The organism is Pseudodesulfovibrio thermohalotolerans (genome assembly GCF_021353295.2).
Taxonomy (GTDB): domain Bacteria; phylum Desulfobacterota; class Desulfovibrionia; order Desulfovibrionales; family Desulfovibrionaceae; genus Pseudodesulfovibrio; species Pseudodesulfovibrio thermohalotolerans.
Window position 1 is genome coordinate 3,633,320 of the sequence record NZ_CP120635.1, and the last position, 24,773, is coordinate 3,658,092.

Consider the following 24,773-nt stretch of genomic DNA (forward strand, 5'->3'; position numbering starts at 1 on the left):
CATTCCTGATAAGTCCTGCCCGGAAACAGTCAAGGGTCTGGTTCGGGGAAAGTTTCCTAAACCGCCCTGCGCATACGGGCCGGCTTTTTCCGGGCCAGCTCCAGCAGCGCGCGTCCGGCGTCGGACAGTTCTCCGCTGTTGTCGATGCGCCTGAGCGCCGGGTGACTGACGGTGTAGTTCCCGGCCCGTTCCAGACGTCCCTCGATCTCCAGGGCGGATTCGCGGCCGCGCAGGATGAGGCGCTGGCGAAGGATGTCCGTTTCAACGGAGACGAGGACCGGAATCAGATCGGGATAGCGGCGCACGGCCTCGGGCAGGTAGGCCCTGGAGCCGTTGACCACCACGTTGAGCCCCGCCTCCATCCAGGCGTCGATCTCGATACCCACGCCGTAGCGGTTGCCGTGGCTGTCCCAGCTCAGGGCGAAGAGGCCGAGGTCCTGTCGGGCGCGGTATTCGTCGGGCAGCAGGGCCACGTGGTTTTCGCCTCCGGCGTCGGCCGGGCGGGTGATGTAGCGATGGGCAAAGGCCGCCTCGCTGCCGGGGCAGTGCTTGCGGGCGTAGAGCATGATGGAGTCCTTGCCGCAGCCGGAAGGACCGATGACGTAGATCAGATTGCCTCGGGTCATGAATTCTCCTTGGTGTTGCCGAGCCTGGCCCGGTGAATCAGCCGGAACGGGGCGGACCTGTCCGGCTGGTGAAAAAGACAGAGTTCTTCGACGGGGTGGGGGCGGTCGGTGACGGGCGCGGCGAGACCTGTCAGGATTTCCGCCAGCCGTTTGCGCCGGGCCGGGTCCTGTACCCGTCCGGTCAGGGTGATGTGGAAGCGGAACTCCCCGAGCACATAGGGATAGCCCCATTCTTCAAGAAGCTGGTCCTGCTCCGGGGTGAGGCCCGATGCGCGCCGCTTTTCGTTCTCAGCGTGCGAGGGCGGTTCGCGCAGGGGGTGCATGGTCCGCAGGCACGCTTCGGCGGCCTCGGCCAGCCAGACCTGCTCCACCGGGACCAGGGCCAGGAACGAGCCGATTTCCCGCACGGACAGCGGGGCCAGAATGAACGGGGCCAAATTGCCCGCAAGCCGGTCCAGCCGGTCCGCGATTCCGGTTTCGTCCACGCCGCGCGCCGGGACGAAGGGCGGCATGAGGGTGCCGTGGAATCCGTAGTGGCGCGGCGTTTCGGTGAGCGCGCGCCATTCGTCGGAGGGCAGGCCATCGGGCAGGGCCGCGTTCACGGGCCGGCCCGTTTCGTTGTCACGGCCGAGCCAGGATGCGCCGAAGCGGTCGAGTCCGGAGTCGCGTCCCGGAGCGTAGTAGACGCCGTACCGTCCGGTGGTTGAATCGCTCATGCCTTCGCGCTCCCTTCATATTTATTCAGAAAATCTTCGATGCCCAGCTCGCGGAAGTCGGGAAGGGCCTTTTGCAGACACTCGTGCGGCCAGTCCCACCAGGCCAGGCGCAGGAGTCGCTGGCGCACGGGCGAGGGGAACCGTTCGCGGATCATCCGGGCCGGGACGCCGCCCACGACGGCGTAGGGGGGCACATCCCTGGAGACCACGGCCCCGGCTCCGACCACCGCGCCGTGGCCCACGGTCACGCCGGGCAGGATGACCGCGCCGTGGCCGATCCACACGTCGCAGCCGATGCGGGTCCGCTGGCCGCGCCGCCATTCGAAAACAGCCTCGTCGTCAGGGCCGAATCCGTATCGTTCACTGCGGTAGGTGAAATGGTGCTGGGAGGCGCGCCACATGGGATGGTTGGTCGGTCCGATGCGCACTCCGGCCGCGATGGAGGCGAATTTGCCGACATCGGCATAGGCCACGTCGCAGCCCGGGCTCAGGTAAGCGTAGTCGCCGAGGACGGATTCGAGCATCAGGCAGTTCTCCCTGACCTCGGTGAAGGCGCCCAGGGAGCTGTCGCGGATGTCCGCTGTGGGATGGATCGAGGGGGCCGGGCCGAGCCGGACGTCACCTCGGGGGTGCGGGTGATTGTTCATGGGTTCTGACTGACAAATGCGCCGGGTTTGAAAAAGCACGGAAGCGCATCATTTCCGCGACAAAAACGACGCTCAGGTTACAACAATTTGAAATCACGGTTTAAAGCGCACAAGTGGCGGACTTGTCTAGTGTGCCGTCCCCGCCCTTGTCCTACCAGGAGGCCGAACGCGGCCCGACTTCCGGGCCGGACAAGCCCCGGACACGGACATGCTCTTATCACGGCTCAACCAGAATCTGCACCCAGTCGCTGGCGAACAGGCAGACCCCGAATTCAACGGGTACGCCGGACTCGTCAACGTTGACGCTTTCGGTGACGAGCACCGGGCGGCTTTTGGGCTGGCGCAGCTCGCGCGCCTCCTCGGCCGAGGGCATTCGCGCGATGATTCTGGTTCGTTTGCGGGAGTAGTCGGCGACGCCGAAGTGCTCCAGCGTCCGGGTCACGGATTGCATCTCGCGGTAGACGCGGACCATGCCCGGAAACAGGGAGCGGGGAAAGAAGGCCGTGGAGTAGCTGATGCGCCTTCCGTCCGCCTCGCCCGCGCTGGTGATGCGGGTGACCACCTCGCCCGGCTCGATGCCGAGCGCCTCGGCCACCTGCGGGTCTGCTTCGGTGTCCACGGCCTGGAGCAGGATGTTGCCCGGCGTGCGCCGTTGGCGGGAGAGGTTCTCGCTGAACCGCGTCCGGCGGCTGACCGGGTAGTGGATGACCGGCTCGCGAACAAAGGAGCCGCGTCCCCGCTCCACGCGGATCAGCCCGTCCCCCTCAAGCACGGACAGGGCGCGCCGGATGGTGTGGCGGTTGACGCCGAACTCCTTGGACAGGCTGCTCTCGGAGGGCAGCCGTTCGCCCGGTCCGAATCGGCCGGAGGAGATGGCCGATTTCAATTTCTCATGGATTTGCCGCCACAGGGCGACTCCTTTCCCGCGCGTGAGCATGGACGCACCTCGAATCGTTTTTCCCCCGGCAGAGCACAGGCCCGGCCGGTTGTCTAGACAACCAGAGAGGATTTCACAGAAATGAAACCCGATAGTGACATGAAGGCTCCCATGGACCGGATAACCAAAGCCAGAAAGGATTGGATGGGGGTTCTCGCCCGGACAGGGACCGAGGGCCTGGAGGCCGCTTTCGCGCGGCTCGCCCCGGAACCCCGATACGAATATCTGCGCCCGCCCGAGGTGGGCATGACCATGGTCCGAGCCAGGGCCGAAGCCGGGGGTGAACGGTTCAACCTCGGCGAAATGACCATGTGCCGTTGTTCCGTTCGTCTTGAGGACGGCAGCGTGGGCCACGGATTCGTGGCCGGAAGGGATCGGCGGCACGCCGAATTGGCGGCGCTGTTCGACGCGCTGCTTCAGGACCCGGAATCGGGCCCGGACCTGCGCCGGGCCGTTATCGACCCGCTGGCCGACGCCCTCGCCGAGGGACGCCGGGAGCGGGCAGCCAAAACCGCAGCCACCAAGGTGAACTTCTTCACCATGGTTCGCGGCGAAGACTAGGGAGAACTCATGCAAGGACACGCCATTGACGCGGCCAGAGAACCGCGCGACCCGGCCCTTGAGAACCAGCGTATTTTCCGGGCCATACTACTGACCATGTCCCGGCCCGGCACGGTCACCGTGCTCGGCAACTGGCCCAAGCCGCCCAAGGGGCTGCACCCGGCCGCGGCCGCGGTCTGCTTGGCCCTGGTGGACATGGACACGCCCCTGTGGATGGGGCCGTCCGCGCCTGTGGACATCCAGACCTACCTGCGTTTCCACTGCGGCTGCGCCGTCACGCCACGGCCCGAGAGCGCGGCCTTCGGCCTCATTCTTGACGGGCAGGATTTGCCCGATCTCGACCAGTTCCATCCCGGCGATCTCGAATATCCGGACCGTTCCGCCACCCTGATTATCCAGGTCGGCTCCATGAACGTGGGCCGGGGCATTCCGTTGAGCGGTCCCGGCATTCAGGGCGAGACCCGGCTGCACGTGGACGGGCTCAACCCGGATTTCTGGCGGTCCCTGCAACGGAACGCCCGGCGGTTCCCGCTGGGCTACGATGTGATTCTTGCAACGCAAACGGAAATCGTCTCGCTCCCGAGAACGATCCAGGTGGGTATATAACGTGTACGTAGCCGTCAAGGGTGGCGAAAAGGCCATCGACAACGCCCATCGGCTCATGGCCGAGGAGCGCCGGGGGGATGCGTCCGTCCCGGAACTGACTGTGGAGCAGATTCTTCAACAAATGAGCCTGGCCGTGGACCGGGTCATGAGCGAAGGCTCGCTCTACGACCCGTGGCTGGCGGCCCTGGCCGTGAAGCAGGCGCGCGGCGACCTGGTGGAGGCGATCTTCCTCCTGCGGGCCTATCGGACGACCCTGCCGAGGCTGTATGACTCCCTGCCTGTGGATACCGCGGCCATGGATGTCCGCCGCCGCATCTCGGCGACCTTCAAGGATGTCCCCGGAGGACAGGTCCTCGGACCGACCTTCGACTACACCCATCGGCTCCTGGACTTTTCCCTGGCGGCCGGGGGCGCGACCGAACCCGCCGTCAAGGAGGCCGTGGAGGGCGACGGAGAACCGTCCCTGTCGCGGGTCATGGATCTTCTGGCCGACGAAGGGCTGGTGGACCGCCCCGCCGAGGACGGGACCAGGCCCGTGGGCGACATCACCAAGGACCCCATGATCTTCCCGACCTCCCGCGACGTGCGGTTGCAGAACCTGGCGCGCGGCGACGAGGGCTTTTTGCTGGCGCTCGGCTATTCGAGCCAGCGCGGATTCGGCGACAACCACCCGTTTGCGGGCGAGATACGCATGGGCGAGGTGGCGGTGTCCATCTGCCCGGACGAACTCGGCTTCGAGGTGGAGATCGGCGACATCACCGTGTCTGAGTGCGAGATGGTCACGAGCTTCAAGGGCTCAAAGGACGAGTTGCCCCGGTTCACGCGGGGGTACGGACTGTCCTTCGGCTACAACGAGCGCAAGGTCATGGCCATGTCCCTGGTGGACCGCTCCCTTCAGGCGCGCGAGCTGGGCGAGGACATCGTCGCCCCCTCGCAGGACGAGGAGTTCGTCCTCTACCACAGCGACAACGTGGAGGCGCAGGGCTTTGTCCAGCACCTCAAGCTCCCGCACTACGTGGACTTCCAGGCTGATCTGGTCATGGTCCGGGCCATGCGGGCCGAAATTCTCAAACGGGCCGAGTCCAAGGCCGAGACCGGGGAGGCCGCATGACCGTCGCCCAGGCTCCCGCTTCCACCGAGGCGGGCTACAATTACGGATATCTGAACGAGCAGACCAAGCGGATGATTCGCAGGGCCATCCTCAAGGCCGTGGCCATCCCCGGCTATCAGGTGCCCTTTGCCGGACGCGAGATGCCCATGCCCTACGGCTGGGGCACGGGCGGCATCCAGTTGTCCGCCTCCATCCTCGGTCCCGACGACATTTTCAAGGTCATCGATCAGGGCGCGGACGACACCACCAACGCGGTCTCCATCCGCAAGTTCTTCGCCCGGGTAACCGGCGTCGAGACCACGGAGAAAACCGGCGAGGCCACGGTCATTCAGACCCGCCACCGCATTCCCGAGACCCCGCTTACCGAGGGGCAGATCATGGTCTACCAGGTGCCCATCCCCGAGCCTTTGCGCTGGGTGGAGCCTCGCGAGACCGAGACCCGCAAGATGCACGCCCTGGAGGAATACGGGGTCATGCACGTCCAGCTTTACGAGGACATCGCGCGTCACGGCCGCATCGCCACCAACTTCATGTATCCGGTCAAGGTCAACGGCCGTTACATCATGAGCCCTTCGCCCATTCCCAAATTCGACAACCCCAAGCTGGACAACTCCCCGGCCCTGCACGTCTTTGGCGCGGGACGCGAGAAGCGTATCTACGCCATTCCGCCCTACACCGAGGTCAAGAGCCTGGATTTCGAGGACTTCTCGTTCACCGTGGAGACCTGGGACGGGTGCTGCGCCCTGTGCGGAGCCGAAGACAGCTATCTGGACGAGGTCATTCTCGACGATGCGGGCGAGCGCATGTTCGTCTGTTCCGACACCGACTACTGCGCCACCCGCCGCAGCCAGGGGCATTTCGGCCCCATGGCCGGCCGCGAGGATCTGGCGGAACTTACGGGCGCCGCGTCCGAAAACGAGGGGAGGAACGCATGAACGCCTGTCCGCAACCCATGATCCGCGTACGCGGCATCACCAAGAAATACGGTGAGATGATCGGCTGCCGGGACATCTCCTTCGACCTCTGGCCCGGCGAGGTCATGGGCATCGTGGGCGAGTCCGGCTCGGGCAAGTCCACCCTGCTCGCCTGCCTGTCCGGCAGGCTCGACCCCACCGCCGGAAGCGTGGAGTACGCTTCCCGGGAGTTCGGCGACATCGACGTGCACGGCTGTCCCGAGCCGATCCGGCGCAAGCTTCTCCGCACCGAGCTGGGCGTGGTCCACCAGAACCCGCGCGACGGGCTCAGGCTCGGCGTCACCGCCGGGGCCAACCTGGGAGAGCGGCTCATGTCCGTGGGCGCGCGCCATTACGGCAACATCCGGGCCGAGGCCCTCAAGTGGCTGGCCGAGGTGGAGATCGACGCCGGACGCATCGACGATTTCCCCAAGACCTTTTCCGGCGGGATGCAGCAGCGTCTTCAGATCGCCTGCAACCTCATCACCTCGCCGAGGATGGTTTTCATGGACGAGCCCACCGGCGGCCTGGACGTGTCGGTCCAGGCGCGTCTCCTCGACCTCCTGCGCAATCTGGTCTCCCGCCTCGGGCTGTCGGTCGTCATCGTCACCCACGATCTGGCCGTGGCGCGGCTCCTGGCCCATCGGCTGATGGTCATGCAGCGCGGCGAGGTGGTCGAGACCGGGCTGACCGATCAGGTCCTGGACGACCCTCAACATCCCTACACCCAACTGCTGGTCTCTTCGATCCTGCAGGCCTAGGAGCAGCCATGACGACCATGATTTCCGTTCGTAGCCTGGACAAGACCTTCACCCTGCATACCCAGGGCGGCACGGTCATTCCGGTTTTCTCCAAGCTTGATCTCGATGTGAACGCGGGCGAGTGCGTGGCCCTGGCCGGGTCTTCCGGAGCAGGCAAATCCTCGCTCATCTGTTCGCTTTACGGCAACTATCGGCCCCAGGCGGGGTCCGTATGCATCCGCCACGAAGGCGAGATGGTCGACATCGTCTCCGCCACGCCCCGGCAGGTGTTGGACATCCGAAGCAGGACCATGGGCTATGTCAGCCAGTTCCTGCGGGTGGTGCCGCGCGTGTCCGCCCTGGACGTGGTGGCCGAGCCCCTGCTGGCCCTGACCGGCGATCCCACCGCCGCCCGCGACCGGGCCGCCTTTTTGCTGAAGCGGCTGAACATTCCTTCGACCCTGTGGTCCCTGCCCCCGGCCACCTTCTCCGGCGGCGAGCAGCAGCGTGTGAACATCGCCCGGGGCTTTAGCGTGGAATACCCGGTTTTGCTCCTGGACGAGCCGACCGCTTCCCTCGACGCCGAGAACCGGCGGGTCGTGGTCCAGTTGATAAACGAAGCCAAGGCCAGAGGCACCGCCGTCGTCGGCATTTTCCACGATGAGGAAGTGCGCGACCTGGTGGCCGACAGACTGTTTGAAATGCGCAGCTTCAAGGAGGCCGCATAACATGGACTGCATCATCAAGAACGCCCGCATCGTCCTGCGCGACGAGATCGTGTCCGGTTCGGTGAGGATAGCGGGCGGGATCATCGAATCCATCGACTTCGGCCCGTGCTCCGTGGCCAACGCCGTGGACCTGGAAAACGATTATCTTCTGCCCGGTTTCGTTGAGCTGCATACCGACAACCTGGAGCAGGAACTGGAACCCAGGCCGGGCGTGTTCTGGCCCGATCCGCTGGCTTCGGTGTTGGCCCACGACAACACCATGGCGGGCGCGGGCATCACCACGGTGCTCGACGCGGTGTCCCTCGGCGAATATCACGACGGCCCCCAACGTTCGAAGATCATGGACATGTCCATCCAGGCGCTCAAGCGGGCGCGGGCCACCGGAGTGCTCAAGGCGGATCACCGGCTACACCTGCGCTGTGAATTTTCCGATCCCAAGGTGGTGGACCTGCTTCTGCCGCACATCGACGACCCCATGCTCATGCTCGTTTCGCTTATGGACCACACTCCGGGCCAGCGGCAGTTCACGGATACCGAAAAGTACCGGGCCTACTACCGCAACATGAGCTGGAGCGACGAGGAGTTCGACGAGGTGTCCAAAAGGATGATTGCCACCCAGGAATCGTGCGCCGAGCTGAACCGGGCCCGCATCGTCTCCCTTTGCCGGGAGCGGAGCATCCCCATGGCCAGCCACGACGACACCCTGCCCGAGCATGTCCGGCAGGCCATGGCCGAGGGCATGGCCATTTCCGAGTTCCCGACCACCGCCGAAGCCGCCCGGCTGGCGCGCGGCGCGGGCATCTCCATCGTCATGGGCGGCCCCAACCTGGTCAGGGGAGCGTCCCATTCCGGCAACGTCTCGGCCCGCGATCTGGCCGGAGAGGAACTGCTGGACATTCTTTCCTCGGACTATGTGCCGGGCAGCCTCGTGGGCGGGGCATTCACCCTGCGCGAGCGGCTGGGCTTCTCCCTGCCGGACGCCGTGGCCATGATTAGCGCCAACCCGGCCGATGCCGTGGGCCTTGGCGACCGGGGCCGCATCAGCTGCGGCCTGCGCGCGGACCTGGTTCGCGTGCGCGAGATCGAGGGTGTGCCCGCAGTGTTGCGGACGTGGTCTGCCGGATGTTCCGGGCGTCCTGAAATCACGGAAAAAAACGCGGCCTGATTGTTACGGCGGGAAGCGGCGATTTCTTCAAAACGTCACGCGGTCACAATACCTCTGTTGCAAGGGATGTGTAGACCTTCCATGGTGAGGAAAGCCGCCGTATTCGGCCCGGCCGCCTCTCCGCAAACACGATAAAGACCGAGTCGGGAGGCTCCCCATGAAATCTATCGATATTCGTAAACGCACGCAACGCGAAGCCCTTGGCGTCAACGGGCTGTGCAAGGTGTACCCCAACGGCACCGAAGCCCTGAAGGACGTGTCCGTGACCGTCAATTCCGGCGATTTTTGCGTCATCATCGGCCTGTCCGGGGCCGGAAAGTCCACCCTGCTTCGCTGCATGAACCGCCTGGTCCGGCCCTCCAGCGGGTCCATCTCCCTGTTTGGCGAGGACATCACCAGGGTCAACGGCGGGCAGCTTCGGCAGGTTCGCCGCCGCGTGGGCATGATCTTTCAGCAGTTCAATCTCGTCCGCCGCCTGACCGTGTTGGAGAACGTCCTGGTCGGCCGTCTGCGTTTCAACTCCCACCCGATGAAGCGGTGCCTGTCCATGGTCCGACATTTCTCCAAGGCCGAGCGGGAATTCGCCTTCGACTGTCTCCAGCAGGTGGGCATCGGCGACCTGGCGTTCCGCCGGGCCGACGCCCTGTCCGGCGGCCAGCAGCAGCGCGTGGCCATCGCCCGCGCCCTGGCGCAGGAGCCGGAGGTTTTCCTGGCCGACGAGCCCATCGCCTCGCTCGACCCGCGCAGCTCCGAGACGGTCATGCAGATTCTCGCGAAGATTCACGAGGAAAAGGGCATTCCCGTGCTCGTGAACCTGCACCACATTGATTTCGCCCAGCGTTACGGCAAGCGCATCCTGGGCATGTCCAAGGGTGAACTGATTTTTGACGGCACGGCCCGCGATCTCGACGCCGAAACCGTGTCGCGCATCTACGGTGACAAGGCTGAGGAGGCTCTCGAAGAGCTTTCCGCAGCCTGATTATACGGCAGCGACCCGGCCGCCGATCGGCAAGAACTGCGTCAACCACAACAATCACAGGAGATTCCCGAATGCTTTCGAAACTGACCAAAGCGCTGATGATGGCGGCCCTGGTTCTGACCGTGGCCCTGCCCGGTCTGGCCAATGCCGGACCCAAGGACTGGCCCACTACCCTGAAGCTCGGCTTCATCCCCACCGAGGGCGCGGCCGATTCCGCCAAGCGCGCCAAGCCCATTGCCCGCGAGCTGGAAAAGGATCTCGGCGTCAAGGTCGAAATCTTCACCGCCTCCGACTACAACGGAATCATCACCGCCATGGCCAACAACCACATCGATCTGGCCTACTACGGTCCCAAGAGCTACGTTGAAGCCTCCGAAAAGGCCAATGCCGAAGCCGTGGTCATGGAGCTGAACAAGGACGGCCAGCCCGGCTACACCGGCATCATCATCACCCGCAAGGATTCCGGCATCGACTCCATGGAAAAGGCCAAGGGCAAGACCTTCGCCTTCACCGATCCCAACTCCACCTCCGGTTACCTGGTCCCCAACGTCATCTTCGCCCGCGACATGAAGATCGACCCCGAGAAGTACTTCTCTCAGGTCCGTTTTTCCGGCTCCCACGGCGCGTCCATCCTGGCCGTCAAGAACGGTTCCATTCAGGTCGCCGCCACCAACAACATCGACCTTGACCGCATGATCGAGAAGGGCTCCGCTTCCATGGAAGACTTCAACGTCATCAAGGAATCCGACATGATCCCCGGCGCGCCCATCGCCGTGCGCAAGGATCTGCCCGAGAGCCTGAAGGTCGCCATCGCCGGCTCCCTGCTCAAGATCAACGATGACCACGAGGCTCTGGAAATCCTCCAGAACGGCGGCTACCGCCACACCTCCGACAAGGACTACGACATGGTCCGTTACCTCAAGCGCCTCAAAGCCGAACTGGCCAAGAAGAAGTAGTAACAATGAGTCATGAACTGACACTCGATCAGGTCACCCCCAGGAAGAGCTTCCCTCAGAAGCTCGCCCTGGGGGGCTTGATAGCCATTATCCTGACGGTCCTGGTGGCTTCGTACATTTCCACAGACATCGACCCGTTCAAGCTCTACACCAAGCGCCAGAACGCCTTTGAATATCTCTTTGGCAGGCAGCTCAACGATGCCGACAAGCAGGCGGCCATGGATCAGGCCGAACGTCTGCCCGCCATCATCGCCTTCGAGGAAGCCTACCAGGAGATCAAGGCGGAATACACCGCTTCCGGGCGCGAGTTGAACCCCGTGGCCATGCAGCGCGAGGCCCAGAAACGCGCCGACGCCCGCATGGCGAAGATGAGCCCTGCTGAGCATGATCGGATCGTTCAGAGCGAATACGACCGCATCAGCGACGAAAGGACTGGCGGATATTTTCCGCCGGAAACCGCCTGGCCCCATCTCATGGAGTACTCCAGCGCGCTTATCGAAACCGTGGCCATCGCCATCTGGGGGACGCTCATCGCCTTTATCGCGGCCATCCCCATGGCCATGTTCGCGGCCAAGAACACGCTGGAGCTGATGGTCCAGGGCGACGGGACCGTGCAACGGGCCATCCGCTGGTTCGGCCAGTTCGGCGCGCGGCGCGTGCTCGATTTTTGCCGCGGCTTCAATGAATTCGTCATGGCCCTCATTTTCGTGGCCGTCATCGGCCTCGGACCCTATGCGGGCGTGTTGGCTCTGGCCATCCACACCTTCGGCATCCTGGGCAAGGTCTTTTCCGAGGCCATCGAGCAGATCGAACCCGGCCAGGTGGAGGCCGTCACCGCCTCGGGCGCCGGCCCGGCCCAGATCATGGCCTTCTCGGTCATCCCGCAGGTCATGCCGCTCGTCGTCAGCTACACCCTGCTGCGCTTTGAATCCAACGTCCGTTCGGCCACCATTCTCGGCTTCGTGGGCGCGGGCGGCATCGGCTTTCTCATGTTCGACAAGATCAACGGCTACCTTTACCGCGAAGTGTGCACCATGATGATTATGGTCATCGTTTCCGTGACCGTCATCGACTACCTTTGCGGCATCCTTCGCCGGAAGTTCGTCTAACACCGGACCACACCTCAACAACAAAGCCCTCCGCGTCCGCGCGGAGGGCTTTGTTGTTGGATGGAGGGGGTGCCTCCGGCGGGCGGAGGGGGAAGAGGAGGGTACAGTCCGGGTACATAGGTAACACATTAGTCCGGGAACATGGGTAACACTTTGGGCATGGAAGCCTGGAGGTGCACATGCCCTGGAAAGAGGTGAAACCTATGGATGCGAGATGGAATTTTGTCATGAAGGCGATACTGCGGGGTGAGCCTATGGTGTCGCTGTGCCGGAAGTATGGAATCATCCGGAAGACGGGATACAAGTGGCTGAACAGATACTATAAATACGGAGCGCACGGGTTCTGCGGGCTGAGCCGAGGGCCGCGCCGGTGTCCAAGACGCCCATCGAAATGCGCGAGGCCATTGTCGCGCTGCGCAAGGCGAATCCCGGCCAAGGTCCCCGCAAGATCGCCGGGGAATTCCGTGCCAGGGGCCTTAAGGCCCCCTCTCCCTGCACCATTGCCGTCATCCTGGAAGAGGAAGGGCTGACGCGGCAAAGGAGGAAACGCAACGCTTGTTTCCGCCAATGGCCAGGGCAATTGACCGTCCCTGACCATCCCAATCATGTTTGGACCGTGGATTACAAGGGCTGGAATATGCGCCAGCAGACACGGCTTATGCGCTCCTGGCGTAGGATTTACAACCATCGGCGCGGTCACGAGGCGCTTGGCATGGCCGTGCCCGCCAGCCGATACGCCCGGTCAGTCCGGCAGTGTCCCCCTATTATTCCAGATTTTCAATATGATGCGGACGTCGTTGTCAGGCGTGTCAAACGCAGCGGGGAAATCTTGTGGGCCGGGAAAATGCGGTACATCAACCAGGGGTTGCGCGGTTGCACGGTAGGGCTGCTGGAAAACCAAAACCGCGATATGAATGTTTACGCCGGATCGGTCCTGCTGGGGTTTTGAAAAGGGACGGCTCTGGGGGCCTGATCAGGCCCCCAGAGCCGAAACAGGGACAGTAAAAGTGTTACCTATGTTCCCGGTTGCGCAAGACCCTTTTCAAAGGTTTTCCCCCTCCTCTTCCCCCCGTGCGCCGAAGGCGCCAAAAAAAAGTCCCGCAAAGCGGGAGCTTACAACACTCGCAAAAATCAACGGTCAACGCGTCAGACCGCCCCGGCCGGGCCGGGACGCATGGCGGCGGAATCGGACGGAGGTTTCCTTTCTTGCCGCCTTGCGGTTCCGGAGTCGTTGCCGAGGGATTCGAGGAGCCCGGCCAGCAGGCGGGCATTGGGGGCATCCTTGGACAGACGCACCACGGTGAGAGCGGCAAAAACGACGAGCAGCAAGAGCGCTGCTGGAACGGCGGCACACATGAGGGACCTCCATGTTTGACACAGAAGACCAAATCGTTGTTACGGGAATATGGTGAACCAGTGACCCTTGGGTGACGTTGCGGGCTACTTTCCGCCTTGAATAATCAGGTTGGGCAGCTCGTCTGTATCGTCGGGCTTGACCGGAAACCGTTCGACAAGCATTTCGCCGCAGCGACGCACCCCGGCACACAGGGCCTCACCCGGCCTGCCCGCGCGGATGCCGTCGGTGACCAGGGCGACGACCTCTTCCCAGGCGAGGGGATTGACCAGGTCGTTGATGCCCTTGTCGGCCAACACCTGGACCGAACGCTCGAAGACCGAGACGTAGATGATGATGCCGGTCTTGTCGCGGGTATTGTGCAGTCCGTGGGCGTGAAAGGCGGTGAAAGCGGCCTCGGCCACCTCGTCGCGCATCTCCCGCTTGGATATGAAGGGCTTCTTCAAGCCCGGCATGGCGTCGAACAGCCTGGAAAAACAGAGGAAGAGGGCGAGAAAAAGGGCGAGAAAGACCCACATGTCCTCGCGGCCCAGGGCCAGGGTCAGGGCCACGGCGGCAAGGGAGCCGCAAACGAGGCTGCCGATGAGCCCCGCACGGGGATAGTCGTAGCTCATGTCCGCGATGACCGGCACGATTTCGCCGGACGTCGACTTTTCAGCCTCTTGGACGCACTTGACGAGCGCGTCCTGTTCCGCCTTGGTGAGAAATGTATCTGCGTTGCTCATGGATGAACCTCTTTGACCTACCAACCGCCGGAAGCGCCGCCGCCTCCGAAACCGCCCCCGCCGAAGCCGCCGAAGCCGCCTCCGCCTCCGCCAAATCCGCCGCCCCCGCCGATACGAGGTCCGGGGAAGAAGATGACGCCGGGACCGCTGCGCCCGGCCGTGCGAACGCCTTCGGAAGCGCCGGGAATCCTGCGTCGGCCGAATTTCTCGGTCAGCAGGATGATGAAGATCATGGGACCGATGAGAATGGCCAGGATGTTGAGCTTGCTCTTGCGCTTCTTGGGCAGGGCCGTGAACTCGCCGCGCACGGCTCCGGAGATGGCGGCAACGCCTTCAATGAAGCCCTGGTCGAAACGCCCGGCCCTGAACTGCGGGGAGATGACGTTGTCGATGATCTGCCCGGAGAGCACGTCGGTCAGCCTTCCCTCAAGGCCGTAGCCCACCTCGATGCGGATTTTGTGGTCCGCCTTGCTGACCAGAAGGATGACCCCGTTGTCGAAGTCCCTTTGGCCGACTTTCCAGGCCTCGGCGACCCGGATGGAGAAGTCCTCAAGGGAATCGCCCTTGAGGGACGGGACGGTCAGGACGGCGACCTGGGTGGAGTCGGTACGCTCCAGGTCGGCCAGCCGATCTTCAATGGTCTGCCGCGTCCGCGGGGTCATCATCCCGGCCAGATCGTTGACCCGCGTGGTGTACGGGGGCACGTCCAGGGCCAGGGCCCCGGCGGACAGGCCCAGAACCAGGGCCAGGATCAAGGCCGGGACAAGGCCCGCCGTTCTGCTCGAAAGAAGTCGCACCGCCAAACCCCGCCTAGGACTCGGACCCGAAGTTCACCTTGGGGACGGCCTTGGCGTCCGGAGCCGCCTCGAAGAACTCCTTGCGATCCAGGTGGAGCAACAGCGAGTTGGTCAAGGAGTTGGGGAACTTGCGGATGGAGAAGTTGAAAGTCTTGACCGCTTCGTTGTACCGCTGCCGGGCCACGTTGATACGGTTCTCGGTGCCTTCGAGCTGATGTTGCAGGCCGAGGTAATTCTGATTGGCCTTGAGATCGGGATACCGCTCCACCACGACCATGAGCCGGGACAGGGCAGAGGAAAGCTCTCCCTGTGCCGCCTGGAAGTTGGCCAGGGCATTCTTGTCGGTGAGCATCTCGGGAGAAATTTTGGTCTGAACGGCCTTGGCCCGCGCCTCGACAACAGCGGTCAGGGTGGACTTCTCGTGAGCGGCCGCGCCCTTGACCGTCTCCACAAGGTTGGGGATCAGGTCCGCGCGCCGTTGCAGGGCGGACTCAAGATTTCCCCAGGCCGCGAAGACCTCTTCCTCCTGCTGCTGCATGGCGTTGTAGCCGCAGCCGGCTAGAGACGTGGCGATAAGCAAGGCCGCGAAGGCCGTGACAAGTCGTTTGAGCATGGCTTGCTTTCCCTTTGTTTGGGGTTGATGTCGCTTGGGTACAAATGCGCCCGGAAGCGCAAAAGTCAAGACGATCCGACCGGATTGCCCCGAAACCGACTGTTATTTCTTTTTCTTTGCGGGCCGTTTGAGGCGCTTGCCCGCCGCGAGGAGCCTGCGCAGCTCGGCGGCTGCCGCGACCGTGTCGGACTCGTGGAGCAGGAACCGCTCCTTGGAGGTCTGAAAGTGCCAGCCGGCGGGCCGGCTAAGGAGCTTGGCCCCACGCGACAGCAGATATTCCTCGGCTTCGGTCTCGGCGGCCACGCATTGCATCTCGGCCAGGATCTCCTGCCGCTTCTGCATGTCCCGAAGGAATTGGGCGATCTCATAGACGGACCGCGTAAGGTCCTCGGGCTGAATGTCCGTTTCCTTCTTGCGCCCAGACAGATGCCGTTGCAGTTCGTTGAGGTCTGTTTTCAGCTCCTTGATCTCGAACAGGGCTTTGTCTTTTGAAATTTCAATTTTGTCGGTAAGTTGCTTGTATATCGCTCGCAATTTCTGTGTGGACATGGAACCTGCTTTGCACCTTGCTGTTACCCCGGATTATCAAAAGCCTAGTTTAGGCTAGCCCATTTTCCGGACGATTCGCAACCGCTCGCGCCATCATTTTTCGTGTATTTTCGCGCGTCCGGTGGTCAGCTCGGTCACTGCGGCGATAAAATCGCCCGCCCGCTCCTCGGGCAACTCCAAGGTGAACCCGGCCTCGTCGCTGAAGGCCTCCTCCAGCACCTCGGCTTCGAAATCGGGCATCAGCCGCTTGAACAGGGTCACTGATGAATAGGGAATGGACACGGCCAATTGCGTAGTCACGACCATCTCGCGCAGGGGAAGGGTCTCCAGGCCGAGCTTGACCAATCCGGCATAGGCCCGGACCAGTCCGCCGGTGCCGAGCTTGGTGCCGCCGAAATACCGGGTGACCACCGCGACGATTTCGCCCACGCCCGAATGGAGCAGACCGTTCAGCATGGGCTTTCCCGCCGTGCCGCTCGGCTCGCCGTCGTCGCTCAAGCCCACCGAGGCCGTGTCGCCCGGCGGGCCCGCGTTGAAGGCCCAACAATTGTGGGTGGCGTCAGGAAATTCCTCTTTGACGGCTGCCACGAAAGCGCGGGCGGATTCGGCGTCCGGAGCGTGGCCCATGGACGTGATGAACCGGCTGCGCTTGATGCTTTCTTCCACCCGGTGAAAGGCGGCGGGTATGGGGTAACGTTCCGACATGGAAGCGGTGTAGCGTGCGCCGCGAAGACGGGTCAACCCCGGTCCGCGCAGGTCCGGCAAGGCTGGCGCTATCCCCGTATGCCCGCCTCCTCCTCCGCCAACGCCTTGAGAATGAGGCCAAAGAAACCTCCCGCCTCCCCGACGTATCGCCAGCCGAGTTGGGAGGAGCACCCGGTACACAGGACCACCTGCCAGCGGTGCCCCGGAAACCATGTGAATTCGTCGGTCTCAGGCCCGGCGGGCAGCAGGTTTTTCGCCGAGGCGAAACAGCCCAGCTCGAAGACCAGCCCGTGGGGATTGAAAAAGACGTGCCGATGGCTGCCGTTCACCTCCATGGCGAAGTCTCGCCGGGTGATCCGGCTCCGGCACGCCCGGCAGACCAAAACGCCGCCGGTCTCGGCGTCCGAAAGCTCCGGGCTTTCGCCGGGCCGCCCGTCCGGGGACTCGGGTCCGCCCGGGGACGGCGTTTCCCGATCCGGCTCCCCGCGCAACGCGCGAATCGATGTCTTGCAGCGTAGGATCATAGAGGCCTCCGTCCCGACCATACGCTACCGCCCCTCTTTGGTCGAGCGCAGGACAGCCTTGGCCGGGCAAAAGGAAAACGCTCCGGGTTGACCGCCGCCACGGGCGTCCGTACATCTTGAGCATGACCAATGTCGGCGATTCCCCTCACCTGCGGCTTTGCGACGCCTGCTGCGACACCTCCGGCACGGCCAAGGAGATGATGAAGACGGGCGGCTGCACCTGCGATATCTGCGGCTGGGCCTGCAAATGCTGCGGCGACGACGGCAGGCAGTTCGTCAACAGGGTCCTGGTGCGCACCATTCCCGCCGAAGGATGGGCCTACCTCCAATGGCGAAACCAACGCAGCCTCGCTCCCCTGGACTGGGAAAAACTCTTCCTCCACGGCAGGCGGGAAGAGAGCGGCAAATAACGCAGTCCCTCCGTGGGGACCGGCGGCGCGGCTAGGCCGTGAGCGCGGACCGTACCAGGGAAACCGCCACGGCCCACATAGTCAGACAGACCGCCCCGTCCAGAACGCGCCAGGCGGCTTCCCGGGAAAACAGCGGAGCCAACGCCCGGCCACCCAACCCCAGGGCCAGAAACCAGGTGACCGAGGCCGCGAACGCCCCGAGCCCGAAAACGTATCGCGCCGAACCGGCAAACCGCCCGCTGATCGAACCCATAAGCAACACGGTGTCCAAGTACACGTGCGGGTTGAGCAGGGTCACGGCCAGGGTCAACGCCAATGTCCGCATGAGCCCCCTGTCGACCTCCATTCTCGCCTCCAGGGAACCGCCGCGCAGGGCCGATCTGAACGCCGTCAGGCCGTACCACGCCAGAAACGCCGCCCCGGCCCAGGCCGCAACGCGCCCCAAAGCCGGATTCGATGCCACGGCCGCGCCCACGCCCGTCACCCCAAGCCCGATAAGCAGCCCGTCGCACAGGATGCACAACGCCGCCACCGCCAGATGATGATTGCGTCGCACTCCCTGCGTCAGCACGAACGCGTTCTGCGCGCCGATGGCCACGATCAGCCCGCCGCCCATGGCGTATCCCTGTATAAATGGCGTCACTCCAACACTCCTGTTCCCCATCCTCTTTTTTTCACGACCTTTTTTGCGCCGCGACGCAATGTCAGGGGAGATTGTTTACGGTGAGGTTGTAGGAGGCCGGGGATGATCGTGTAAAACTAATTGTTTTCATGGACCATTAGCAATGCTAATGATGGAGCATGTTGGATTACAAATTGGTCGAGGCTTTCGCGGCCATTATCGGCGAAGGCGGATTCGAAAAGGGCGCGCGGGTTCTGCATCTTACCCAGGGAGCCGTGTCCCAGCGGATCAAGCTGCTGGAGGAACAGACCGGGTGCGTGCTGCTCGTGCGATCCTCGCCGCCGCGTCCCACGGCAGCGGGCCGGGACATGCTCCGACACTATCGCCGGGTGAGGCGGCTCGAAGAGGACCTGGCCGCCGGGACCGACCGGAAACGCGCCGAATTCGACACCCTCGCCGTCGGCCTCAACGCCGATTCCCTGGCCACCTGGTTTTTCCCAGCCGTAAACGACTATCTCGACACCGAGGCAGTGCTCCTGGACCTGTCCGTGGACGATCAGGCCGAGACCCTCAAACTCCTCAAGGCGGGCGAGGTCATCGGCTGCGTCTCGGACCGCGCCGATCCCGTCCAGGGGTGCCGCGTGGAATACCTCGGCGACATGGATTACCGTTTGTATGGCACTCCGTCATACAAAGCGAAGTGGTTCCGGGATGGCGTCGGCATTGAGGAGGCCGAAGCGGCCCCTATACTCGTCTTCAACCGCAAGGACGTCATGCACGAAACGCTGCTGGCCGAAGCTCTGGGTGAACACCCTGTCCTGCGGGCACCCTTCTACCTGCCGTCGTCCGAGAAATTCCCCGAGGCCATCGCTTCGGGCAGGGTGTGCGGAATGCTCCCGGACCAGCAGGCCGAACCGGGGCTCAAACGGGGCGAGCTTGTGGACCTGCTGCCCGGCCACGTCTTCACCGTCCGCCTGCACTGGCATTGCTGGAACCTCGAATCCGCGCGCCTGGCCGGGTTCACCGACGCTCTGGTCCGCGCCGCGCGCTCCCTGCTCAGTCAGCGTCCATAGGTTTGCCCAACCCGCCCCTTTGTTGTATGCACCGGAAAACACACGCCGAATCAAGGAGTCATGCATGAAACGGTTTGCTCTGGTCCTGTCCGTCCTCACCCTCTTCGCCGCCTACGGCTGCTCGAAGACCTACTACTCCGCCATGGAGTCCATGGGTTACGACAAGAGGGAAATACTTTCCGACCGCGTGGAAAACGCCCGCGAATCCCAGAAGGACGCCAAGGAACAGTTCGCCTCCGCTCTTGAGCAGTTCAAGTCCGTGGTCGATTTCGACGGCGGCAAGCTCCAGGATGTTTATGAGAAGCTCAACGACGAGTACGAGGAATGCGTTTCCGAAGCCGGTCAGGTCAAATCGCGGATCGACTCCGTCGAGGACGTTGCCGGTGCCCTGTTCGACGAGTGGAACGATGAAATCAAACTCTACTCCAGCGCCAAGCTGCGCCGCTCCAGCCAGCAGAAGCTCGCCGCCACCAAGAAGCGGTACAACGGCCTCATCAGGGCCATGCGCAACGCGGAGAAGAAGATGTATCCCGTGCTGGAGGCGTTCGAGGACCAGGTTCTCTACCTCAAGCACAACCTCAACGCCAAGGCCGTGGCCGCCCTCGAAGGCGAGCTGACCTCCATCCGTACTGACGTGGACGCCCTCATCAAGGAGATGGACAAGTCCATCGCCGAGGCCGACGACTTCATCAAGACCCTGGAATAACCGGCGCGCATACGAATGAGAAAGGGCCGACGGCATCAGCCGTCGGCCCTTTTTTCGTGTCGCGGAAAAATCTTCGCGCCTACTCCCGGGGACGGATCATCTTTTCGGGAACCACCACTCGGTCGAACTCCTCGGCCGTCACCAACCCGAGTTCCAGTGCCGCCGCGCGCAGGCTCTGCCCGGTCTTGTGAGCATGATGCGCGATCTCGGCGGCCTTGTCGTAGCCGATCACCGGGGTCAGGGCCGTGACCAGCATGAGCGAATGGGACACATGCGCCGCGATGCGCTCCCGGTCGGGCGCGAGCCCTGCCAGCAGATTGACCGTGAAGCTTAACACACCGTCGTTCAGCAGCCGCACGGAATGCAGCACGTTGCGGATGATGAGCGGTTTGTAGGCATTCATCTCCAGGGAGCCGGACGTTCCGCCGAGAGTCACGGCCAGATCGTTGGCCATGACCTGCATGGAAACCATGGTCAGGGCCTCGCACTGGGTCGGATTGACCTTGCCCGGCATGATGGACGAACCCGGCTCGTTGGCCGGTATGACCAGCTCGCCCAGTCCGGCGCGCGGGCCGCAGGAGAGCAGCCGGATGTCCGAAGCGATCTTGTTCAGGGAGTTGGCCAGGGTCTTCAACGCCGCCGACAGGTGCACCAGCGCGTCGTGACTGCCCTGCGCCGCGAACCGATTCCGGGCCGGAACGAACGGCAGCCCGGTCAGGTCCGCGATATATCCCGTGGCCGCCTCGGCAAAGCCCGGCCAACTGTTCACTCCGGTGCCCACGGCCGTGCCGCCCAGGGCCAGCTCGTACACGCCGTCCAGGGCGTCCTCGATCCGTTTTTCGTCGTCGTCGAGTAGCGAGGCGTACCCTGAAAATTCCTGCCCCAACGTCAGGGGCGTGGCGTCCTGCATGTGCGTTCGGCCGATCTTGACGATACCGGCCCACGCCTCGGCCTTGGCCTTAAGCTCGCCGCGCATGGCTTCGACGGATGGAATTAATTTTTCGGCAACTTCAGCGGCGGCAGCCATATACATGGCTGACGGAAAGTTATCGTTAGTTGACTGACTCAAGTTGACGTGGTCATTGGGATGAACCGGCTCCTTGGAGCCCAGGGGCTTGCCCGCCAGTTGCGAGCAGCGGTTGGCGATGACTTCGTTCACGTTCATGTTGAACTGGGTGCCGCTACCCGAAATCCACACCGGCAACGGGAACATGTCCGCGTGTTGTCCGGCGAGAATCTCGTCGCAGACCGTCACGATGAGGTCCTGCCGTTCCGGAGCCAGCTTCCCCGCCTCACCGTTTGCCAGGGCGCACCCTTTTTTCAAAATGGCGTACGCCCGGACCATTTCCCGGGGCATCAACTCGCCGTCGATGGTGAACAGGGTGAGAGCGCGCTGCGTCTGCGCGCCCCACAACGCTTCCTCCGGCACCCGGACCTCGCCGAGACTGTCCGTTTCGATTCGGAACATGCGACCTCCCAAGTCTGCTTTCCGGCATCCTAGCCCAAGCGGACACCCCTCTCAACCAATGTGTCGAGCATCTCGACGTTTCTTTTCCCCGACCGCCCAACGCATTCAATAAAGGCCCCCCAACCCGCCGACACCCCGGTTCCGCTTCGCGGGGAGTGGAGTTGGTTTTTTTCTTGGGGCTGTACCAGATAACTCCTTTGGGTTATCGGTATGGCAATGCGAAAAAGTCGTTTGAGTCAGAAAAAGCAGCTCCGATTGATTGAGCATTTTGTGGCTGGCACCACTGCCCGTTGTGCTGCTGATTTGGTTGGAGTGAATGTCAAAACAGCCGCCTTTTACTTTCATCGGCTCCGCGAAATCATAGCCGAAGAAGAGTCCTATGAAGGGATGGACTTTGGTGAATTTGAAGTCGATGAAAGCTACTTCGGCGGAAAGCGGAAGGGCAAACGAGGCCGGGGATCTGCAGGCAAGGCACCCGTTTTTGGAATTCTTAAAAGAGGTGGAAAGGTATACACCCAAGTGATTCCTGACGCTAAGAGCAAAACGTTGCTGCCAATCATTCGTGAAAAAGTGCAACCAGACAGTATCGTGTACTCAGATGCTCTTTACAGCTACAATGTTCTCGACGTTTCCGAATTCAAACACTTCAGGATCAACCATTCAAAGTTGTTTGCCGACAGACAAAACCACATCAATGGGATTGAGAACTTTTGGAACCAGGCCAAACGCCACATGAGGAAGTTCAACGGTATCCCGACCAAAAACTTTCCCCTATTTTTGAAGGAATGCGAGTGGCGTTTTAACAACACCAATCCACAGGACCAGTTTAAACAACTGAAACAGTGGGTTAAAAAGCATATGGGCTAGTTGTCTGGCTCAGCCCCTTTTTATTTGACGATCATGACGGAGTTGCGGGCTTTTTCCGCTACTTCGTGGGAGACGCTGAATCCCTTGGCAAACCAGGGCTTGAGCGATTCCGAGGCGAGGATGAGGGAGAAGTCGTAGCCGATGGTGATGATGGTTTCCACGGGGTCGCCCACCTCCACGAGGATTTCGGCCGGGCTGATGCCGAGGGAGCCGAGTATCTGCGCGGCCTCCTGTGCGGCTTTCTGGGCCGAGGGCAGGTCCGCCTCGGTTGGCGCCACGGACAGGATGGAGAGGGGGTGGTGGCTGGACTGGAAGTACCGGCTAACGGCGGGGAGCATGGCCCGGGACTGGTCGGTGTCCTGGACGCAGACCAGGTGATTCCGGTCCGGTTCGAGGTGCCGGGCGAGGATGACGGAGCAGTGCGCGTGGGCCGCGATCTTGAGAGCGAGCGGCTTGCGGTAGAAGAATTTCTTGAGTCCGGTCACTGGTTCCGGCGATGCGCCGACAATGACCACGTCGGCGTTGAACCGTTTGGCCTCGTCGGACACGGCGGAGGTCACGTCAGAGGCGGTGCGCAGCCTGAGGGAGACGATGCCGCCACAGGGGGTCTCGTAGTCGCGGACGTATTCGCCCGCCGGGTCGCCCTTGATCTCGCTATGCTTCCATTCCCGGCTTGCGCCCGGTTCGATTTCGCCCAACTCCACGAGGATGTCGCGGGCGGCCTTGAGTTGGCGCAGGCCGGGCAGTTCCAGGCCCCAGTCAAGGACGTTTTCGCGGGCGACGCGCACTTCCAGGCCGCCGGAGTTGAGGCCGCTGTCCAGGGGGCGGACGTAGAGCAGGGTGATGTCGGCGCAGTTGGCCTTGCTCAGGCGGACGGCGTAGCGCAGGCTGGCGTAGGCCTCGGGGCCGCCGCCGATGCAGATGAGGATTCGCAGTTTTTCGTCGTCCCTGTTCATGAGCAACTCCTTACAAGCCGATGAGGGGCCAGTATAGTTTGGACGCCGCCAGTAGCACGATAAAGGACATGAGGGCGATGCGCCAGCCCACTTTCATGAAATCCGAAGGGCGCAGGTAGCCGGAGGAATAAACTATGGTCGAGGCCGGAGTGCCGATGACCGTGAAATAGGCGAACGCGCTGGAGATGGCGGTGACCATGCCCACGGCCAGGGGGTTGGTTTCGGTGCCGATGGCGATGGTCAGCACGATGGGGCCGAGCACGGCCACGGCCGCGCCGTTGCTCATGGTGTTGGTGATGAAGGTGGTCAGGAGCATGACCGCGGCGAGCAGTCCGAGGCCCGAGTCGAGTCCGAACGGGGCCAGCGCCTCCATGAACAGGTCCGCCACCCAGGCGGCCGCGCCGGTGTCGCGCATCTGCACGCCCAGCGAGATGGCGGCGGCGTAAAGCAGAACCACGCCCCAGTTGACCCCGGAGTTGAGGTCCTGCCAGCGGACCAGACCCGTGACCAGGAAGAGCACCGCGCCGAGGATGGCGATGGTGCCCATGCCGAACCGGGAGGAGAAGCCCACCCATCCCACCAGGGTCAGGATGAAAAGGAGAATGGCCACGTAGTGGCGGCCCTTGAGCGCGCCTTCGCTGCCCACCTGCTCCTTGAGCTGCGCCACGGCCGGGCCGAGGTCGCGGATGTCGGTCTTGAAGGTGCGTCGCAGGATGAAATGCATGAGCGGCAGTTGGATGAGGAAGATGGGGTAGGCATAGATCATCCACTGGAGGTAGGAGACCGAGTATCTGTAAGTCGCCGGGTCGTCCGGGGCGTAGAAGAAGTCCCGGAGGTAGTCGATCATGATGGCGTTGCGCGCGCCGCCCGACGGGGTGCCGATTCCGGCCATGGCGCAGGCGTAGGAGATGGAGAACAGGAAGAGCACGGCCAGGGCGCGCTGCTTGTCGCGGTCGTCGGTGGCCAGTTGGATCAGGGACAGGGCCACGGGCAGCATCATGGCGGCCACGGTGTGCTCGCCGATGAACGAGGCGAGCAGGCCCGAGAAAATGGAGATGCCGAAGGCGATGGAATACGTGTTCGAGCCGGTGATCCGCACGATGAGCAGGGCGAGCCGCTTGTCGAGCTTCTGCTTGACCAGGGCCACGGCGAGCATGAGGGAGCCCATGATGAACAGGACCGAGTCCTTCATCAGGGACTTGGCTACCAGCGAGGAGTCCAGGTCGAGGAGGAAGACCTGGCCCAGGACGATGAGCAGGGCCACGGCGGGCAGGGGGATGGGCTCGGTGATGAACAGGATGGTTGCCCCCACGGTCATGACCAGCACGCGCCACCCCTCCGGCGTGACCCCTTCGGGGGCGGGCAGGAGCAACATGACGGCCTGTATTGCCAAGGAGAGGAAAAACCAGCGTTTTTCTCGAAGATAATGAATCACGATGGGGACAGTATACACGGCCGGGTAGGGGGGGGCCAGTCCAAAGCGCGGGGGCGGGACAGGTTTCGCCGGGATTTGCAACTGGCCGAGTATCGGGTATTGTGATGGAGCGCGGAAAGCCCCGCATCCCAACCG

At 63.1% G+C, this 24,773-nt stretch carries 30 protein-coding genes and 1 pseudogene; 16 read left to right on the forward strand and 15 right to left on the reverse strand.

The window, feature by feature from the left end; genetic code table 11:
• Window positions 1-56: 56 nt before the first annotated feature.
• From phnN to phnF, 4 genes are all read right to left on the reverse strand, one after another.
• The gene (gene phnN / locus LF599_RS17040; protein WP_269940518.1) at window positions 57-626 is read right to left on the reverse strand and encodes a phosphonate metabolism protein/1,5-bisphosphokinase (PRPP-forming) PhnN; all 570 of its coding nucleotides are present in this window, start codon (window positions 624-626) and stop codon (window positions 57-59) included.
• Complete coding sequence (locus LF599_RS17045) at window positions 623-1,342, reverse strand: DUF1045 domain-containing protein (RefSeq protein WP_279521648.1); 720 nt, start codon at window positions 1,340-1,342, stop codon at window positions 623-625. The genes phnN and LF599_RS17045 overlap by 4 nt, the downstream gene beginning before the upstream one ends.
• Window positions 1,339-1,989, reverse strand: a complete 651-nt coding sequence (locus tag LF599_RS17050) for a DapH/DapD/GlmU-related protein (RefSeq protein ID WP_279521649.1) — start codon at window positions 1,987-1,989, stop codon at window positions 1,339-1,341. Before LF599_RS17050 ends, LF599_RS17045 begins: the two co-directional genes overlap by 4 nt.
• A 217-nt stretch (window positions 1,990-2,206) precedes the next feature.
• Complete coding sequence (phnF, locus tag LF599_RS17055) at window positions 2,207-2,926, reverse strand: phosphonate metabolism transcriptional regulator PhnF (RefSeq protein ID WP_279521650.1); 720 nt, start codon at window positions 2,924-2,926, stop codon at window positions 2,207-2,209.
• An 81-nt stretch (window positions 2,927-3,007) separates the two neighbouring features.
• Here phnF and phnG point away from each other — a divergent pair, with 81 nt between their 5' ends.
• From phnG to LF599_RS17110, 12 genes and pseudogenes are all read left to right on the forward strand, one after another.
• A complete protein-coding gene (phnG, locus tag LF599_RS17060) occupies window positions 3,008-3,487 on the forward strand; it encodes a phosphonate C-P lyase system protein PhnG (RefSeq protein ID WP_269940511.1) in 480 nt (159 codons plus the stop codon).
• A 9-nt stretch (window positions 3,488-3,496) separates the two neighbouring features.
• Complete coding sequence (phnH, locus tag LF599_RS17065; RefSeq protein ID WP_269940510.1) at window positions 3,497-4,093, forward strand: phosphonate C-P lyase system protein PhnH; 597 nt, start codon at window positions 3,497-3,499, stop codon at window positions 4,091-4,093.
• Between the two features lies 1 nt (window position 4,094).
• Complete coding sequence (locus LF599_RS17070) at window positions 4,095-5,204, forward strand: carbon-phosphorus lyase complex subunit PhnI (RefSeq protein ID WP_279521651.1); 1,110 nt, start codon at window positions 4,095-4,097, stop codon at window positions 5,202-5,204.
• On the forward strand, window positions 5,201-6,139 hold the full coding sequence (locus tag LF599_RS17075) for an alpha-D-ribose 1-methylphosphonate 5-phosphate C-P-lyase PhnJ (RefSeq protein ID WP_279521652.1): 939 nt from the start codon (window positions 5,201-5,203) through the stop codon (window positions 6,137-6,139). Before LF599_RS17070 ends, LF599_RS17075 begins: the two co-directional genes overlap by 4 nt.
• Window positions 6,136-6,918: a phosphonate C-P lyase system protein PhnK gene (gene phnK / locus LF599_RS17080; protein WP_279521653.1), complete on the forward strand. Its 783-nt coding sequence runs from the start codon at window positions 6,136-6,138 to the stop codon at window positions 6,916-6,918. The genes LF599_RS17075 and phnK overlap by 4 nt, the downstream gene beginning before the upstream one ends.
• Before the next feature lie 8 nt (window positions 6,919-6,926).
• Window positions 6,927-7,625, forward strand: a complete 699-nt coding sequence (phnL, locus tag LF599_RS17085; protein ID WP_279521654.1) for a phosphonate C-P lyase system protein PhnL — start codon at window positions 6,927-6,929, stop codon at window positions 7,623-7,625.
• Between the two features lies 1 nt (window position 7,626).
• Window positions 7,627-8,790, forward strand: a complete 1,164-nt coding sequence (locus LF599_RS17090; RefSeq protein ID WP_279521655.1) for an alpha-D-ribose 1-methylphosphonate 5-triphosphate diphosphatase — start codon at window positions 7,627-7,629, stop codon at window positions 8,788-8,790.
• A 157-nt stretch (window positions 8,791-8,947) separates the two neighbouring features.
• Entirely contained in the window at window positions 8,948-9,769 is an 822-nt protein-coding gene (phnC, locus tag LF599_RS17095) for a phosphonate ABC transporter ATP-binding protein (RefSeq protein ID WP_269940507.1), read from the forward strand.
• A 71-nt stretch (window positions 9,770-9,840) separates the two neighbouring features.
• Complete coding sequence (gene phnD / locus LF599_RS17100) at window positions 9,841-10,725, forward strand: phosphonate ABC transporter substrate-binding protein (RefSeq protein ID WP_279521656.1); 885 nt, start codon at window positions 9,841-9,843, stop codon at window positions 10,723-10,725.
• Between the two features lie 5 nt (window positions 10,726-10,730).
• Window positions 10,731-11,834 (forward strand): phosphonate ABC transporter, permease protein PhnE, encoded by a 1,104-nt coding sequence (phnE, locus tag LF599_RS17105; protein ID WP_279521657.1) that lies wholly within the window; start codon window positions 10,731-10,733, stop codon window positions 11,832-11,834.
• A gap of 227 nt (window positions 11,835-12,061) precedes the next feature.
• Window positions 12,062-12,190: pseudogene (locus LF599_RS18360) on the forward strand (helix-turn-helix domain-containing protein); the annotation flags it as partial.
• 14 nt (window positions 12,191-12,204) lie between these two features.
• Window positions 12,205-12,783, forward strand: a complete 579-nt coding sequence (locus tag LF599_RS17110; protein ID WP_279521658.1) for a hypothetical protein — start codon at window positions 12,205-12,207, stop codon at window positions 12,781-12,783.
• A 197-nt stretch (window positions 12,784-12,980) separates the two neighbouring features.
• Here the strand turns inward: LF599_RS17110 and LF599_RS17115 are convergent, their stop codons facing one another.
• The 7 genes from LF599_RS17115 to LF599_RS17145 form a co-directional block, all read right to left on the reverse strand.
• Window positions 12,981-13,190, reverse strand: coding sequence for a hypothetical protein (locus LF599_RS17115; RefSeq protein WP_269940503.1), 210 nt, complete (start codon window positions 13,188-13,190; stop codon window positions 12,981-12,983).
• An 84-nt stretch (window positions 13,191-13,274) separates the two neighbouring features.
• On the reverse strand, window positions 13,275-13,913 hold the full coding sequence (locus tag LF599_RS17120) for a TPM domain-containing protein (RefSeq protein ID WP_269940502.1): 639 nt from the start codon (window positions 13,911-13,913) through the stop codon (window positions 13,275-13,277).
• A gap of 17 nt (window positions 13,914-13,930) precedes the next feature.
• On the reverse strand, window positions 13,931-14,710 hold the full coding sequence (locus tag LF599_RS17125; RefSeq protein WP_279521659.1) for a TPM domain-containing protein: 780 nt from the start codon (window positions 14,708-14,710) through the stop codon (window positions 13,931-13,933).
• Window positions 14,711-14,723: 13 nt separating this feature from the next.
• Window positions 14,724-15,323, reverse strand: coding sequence for a LemA family protein (locus tag LF599_RS17130; protein ID WP_279521660.1), 600 nt, complete (start codon window positions 15,321-15,323; stop codon window positions 14,724-14,726).
• A 102-nt stretch (window positions 15,324-15,425) separates the two neighbouring features.
• The gene (locus LF599_RS17135; RefSeq protein ID WP_279521661.1) at window positions 15,426-15,872 is read right to left on the reverse strand and encodes a hypothetical protein; all 447 of its coding nucleotides are present in this window, start codon (window positions 15,870-15,872) and stop codon (window positions 15,426-15,428) included.
• A 93-nt stretch (window positions 15,873-15,965) separates the two neighbouring features.
• Window positions 15,966-16,577 (reverse strand): YigZ family protein, encoded by a 612-nt coding sequence (locus tag LF599_RS17140; protein ID WP_279523116.1) that lies wholly within the window; start codon window positions 16,575-16,577, stop codon window positions 15,966-15,968.
• A gap of 68 nt (window positions 16,578-16,645) precedes the next feature.
• Complete coding sequence (locus LF599_RS17145; protein WP_279521662.1) at window positions 16,646-17,101, reverse strand: cereblon family protein; 456 nt, start codon at window positions 17,099-17,101, stop codon at window positions 16,646-16,648.
• Between the two features lie 116 nt (window positions 17,102-17,217).
• Between LF599_RS17145 and LF599_RS17150 the strand changes: the two genes are divergently transcribed.
• On the forward strand, window positions 17,218-17,511 hold the full coding sequence (locus LF599_RS17150) for a hypothetical protein (RefSeq protein WP_279521663.1): 294 nt from the start codon (window positions 17,218-17,220) through the stop codon (window positions 17,509-17,511).
• Window positions 17,512-17,542: 31 nt separating this feature from the next.
• Here LF599_RS17150 and LF599_RS17155 read toward each other — a convergent pair whose 3' ends face one another.
• Window positions 17,543-18,154: a LysE/ArgO family amino acid transporter gene (locus tag LF599_RS17155; protein WP_279521664.1), complete on the reverse strand. Its 612-nt coding sequence runs from the start codon at window positions 18,152-18,154 to the stop codon at window positions 17,543-17,545.
• A 158-nt stretch (window positions 18,155-18,312) separates the two neighbouring features.
• Here LF599_RS17155 and LF599_RS17160 point away from each other — a divergent pair, with 158 nt between their 5' ends.
• Together LF599_RS17160 and LF599_RS17165 are read left to right on the forward strand one after the other, a co-directional pair.
• Window positions 18,313-19,206 carry a LysR family transcriptional regulator ArgP gene (locus LF599_RS17160; protein WP_279521665.1) on the forward strand — a complete coding sequence of 298 codons (894 nt, stop codon included), beginning with the start codon at window positions 18,313-18,315 and terminating at the stop codon, window positions 19,204-19,206.
• Between the two features lie 64 nt (window positions 19,207-19,270).
• Window positions 19,271-19,912: a DUF2959 domain-containing protein gene (locus LF599_RS17165; protein WP_269940496.1), complete on the forward strand. Its 642-nt coding sequence runs from the start codon at window positions 19,271-19,273 to the stop codon at window positions 19,910-19,912.
• Between the two features lie 79 nt (window positions 19,913-19,991).
• On the opposite strand, the gene fumC is transcribed toward LF599_RS17165, so the two are convergent.
• Entirely contained in the window at window positions 19,992-21,380 is a 1,389-nt protein-coding gene (gene fumC / locus LF599_RS17170) for a class II fumarate hydratase (RefSeq protein WP_279521666.1), read from the reverse strand.
• Window positions 21,381-21,596: 216 nt separating this feature from the next.
• Between fumC and LF599_RS17175 the strand changes: the two genes are divergently transcribed.
• Window positions 21,597-22,247, forward strand: coding sequence for an IS1595 family transposase (locus LF599_RS17175; RefSeq protein ID WP_279523117.1), 651 nt, complete (start codon window positions 21,597-21,599; stop codon window positions 22,245-22,247).
• Window positions 22,248-22,267: 20 nt separating this feature from the next.
• Here LF599_RS17175 and LF599_RS17180 read toward each other — a convergent pair whose 3' ends face one another.
• Window positions 22,268-23,203, reverse strand: coding sequence for a universal stress protein (locus tag LF599_RS17180; RefSeq protein ID WP_279521667.1), 936 nt, complete (start codon window positions 23,201-23,203; stop codon window positions 22,268-22,270).
• A gap of 10 nt (window positions 23,204-23,213) precedes the next feature.
• Window positions 23,214-24,596, reverse strand: a complete 1,383-nt coding sequence (locus LF599_RS17185) for an SLC13 family permease (protein WP_279521668.1) — start codon at window positions 24,594-24,596, stop codon at window positions 23,214-23,216.
• Window positions 24,597-24,773: the final 177 nt, after the last annotated feature.

Coding starts and splice junctions, on each gene's coding strand:
- LF599_RS17115 (WP_269940503.1), bottom strand. CDS start 13,190: ATGTGTGCCGCCGTTCCAGCAGCGCTCTTGCTGCTCGTCGTTTTTGCC.
- LF599_RS17145 (WP_279521662.1), bottom strand. CDS start 17,101: ATGATCCTACGCTGCAAGACATCGATTCGCGCGTTGCGCGGGGAGCCG.
- LF599_RS17050 (WP_279521649.1), bottom strand. CDS start 1,989: ATGAACAATCACCCGCACCCCCGAGGTGACGTCCGGCTCGGCCCGGCC.
- phnG (WP_269940511.1), top strand. CDS start 3,008: ATGAAACCCGATAGTGACATGAAGGCTCCCATGGACCGGATAACCAAA.
- LF599_RS17045 (WP_279521648.1), bottom strand. CDS start 1,342: ATGAGCGATTCAACCACCGGACGGTACGGCGTCTACTACGCTCCGGGA.
- LF599_RS17180 (WP_279521667.1), bottom strand. CDS start 23,203: ATGAACAGGGACGACGAAAAACTGCGAATCCTCATCTGCATCGGCGGC.
- LF599_RS17130 (WP_279521660.1), bottom strand. CDS start 15,323: ATGCTCAAACGACTTGTCACGGCCTTCGCGGCCTTGCTTATCGCCACG.
- phnL (WP_279521654.1), top strand. CDS start 6,927: ATGACGACCATGATTTCCGTTCGTAGCCTGGACAAGACCTTCACCCTG.
- LF599_RS17160 (WP_279521665.1), top strand. CDS start 18,313: ATGTTGGATTACAAATTGGTCGAGGCTTTCGCGGCCATTATCGGCGAA.
- fumC (WP_279521666.1), bottom strand. CDS start 21,380: ATGTTCCGAATCGAAACGGACAGTCTCGGCGAGGTCCGGGTGCCGGAG.
- LF599_RS17135 (WP_279521661.1), bottom strand. CDS start 15,872: ATGTCCACACAGAAATTGCGAGCGATATACAAGCAACTTACCGACAAA.
- phnC (WP_269940507.1), top strand. CDS start 8,948: ATGAAATCTATCGATATTCGTAAACGCACGCAACGCGAAGCCCTTGGC.
- phnE (WP_279521657.1), top strand. CDS start 10,731: ATGAGTCATGAACTGACACTCGATCAGGTCACCCCCAGGAAGAGCTTC.
- LF599_RS17175 (WP_279523117.1), top strand. CDS start 21,597: ATGCGAAAAAGTCGTTTGAGTCAGAAAAAGCAGCTCCGATTGATTGAG.
- phnN (WP_269940518.1), bottom strand. CDS start 626: ATGACCCGAGGCAATCTGATCTACGTCATCGGTCCTTCCGGCTGCGGC.
- LF599_RS17075 (WP_279521652.1), top strand. CDS start 5,201: ATGACCGTCGCCCAGGCTCCCGCTTCCACCGAGGCGGGCTACAATTAC.
- LF599_RS17165 (WP_269940496.1), top strand. CDS start 19,271: ATGAAACGGTTTGCTCTGGTCCTGTCCGTCCTCACCCTCTTCGCCGCC.
- LF599_RS17120 (WP_269940502.1), bottom strand. CDS start 13,913: ATGAGCAACGCAGATACATTTCTCACCAAGGCGGAACAGGACGCGCTC.
- LF599_RS17140 (WP_279523116.1), bottom strand. CDS start 16,577: ATGTCGGAACGTTACCCCATACCCGCCGCCTTTCACCGGGTGGAAGAA.
- phnF (WP_279521650.1), bottom strand. CDS start 2,926: ATGCTCACGCGCGGGAAAGGAGTCGCCCTGTGGCGGCAAATCCATGAG.
- phnH (WP_269940510.1), top strand. CDS start 3,497: ATGCAAGGACACGCCATTGACGCGGCCAGAGAACCGCGCGACCCGGCC.
- phnD (WP_279521656.1), top strand. CDS start 9,841: ATGCTTTCGAAACTGACCAAAGCGCTGATGATGGCGGCCCTGGTTCTG.
- phnK (WP_279521653.1), top strand. CDS start 6,136: ATGAACGCCTGTCCGCAACCCATGATCCGCGTACGCGGCATCACCAAG.
- LF599_RS17090 (WP_279521655.1), top strand. CDS start 7,627: ATGGACTGCATCATCAAGAACGCCCGCATCGTCCTGCGCGACGAGATC.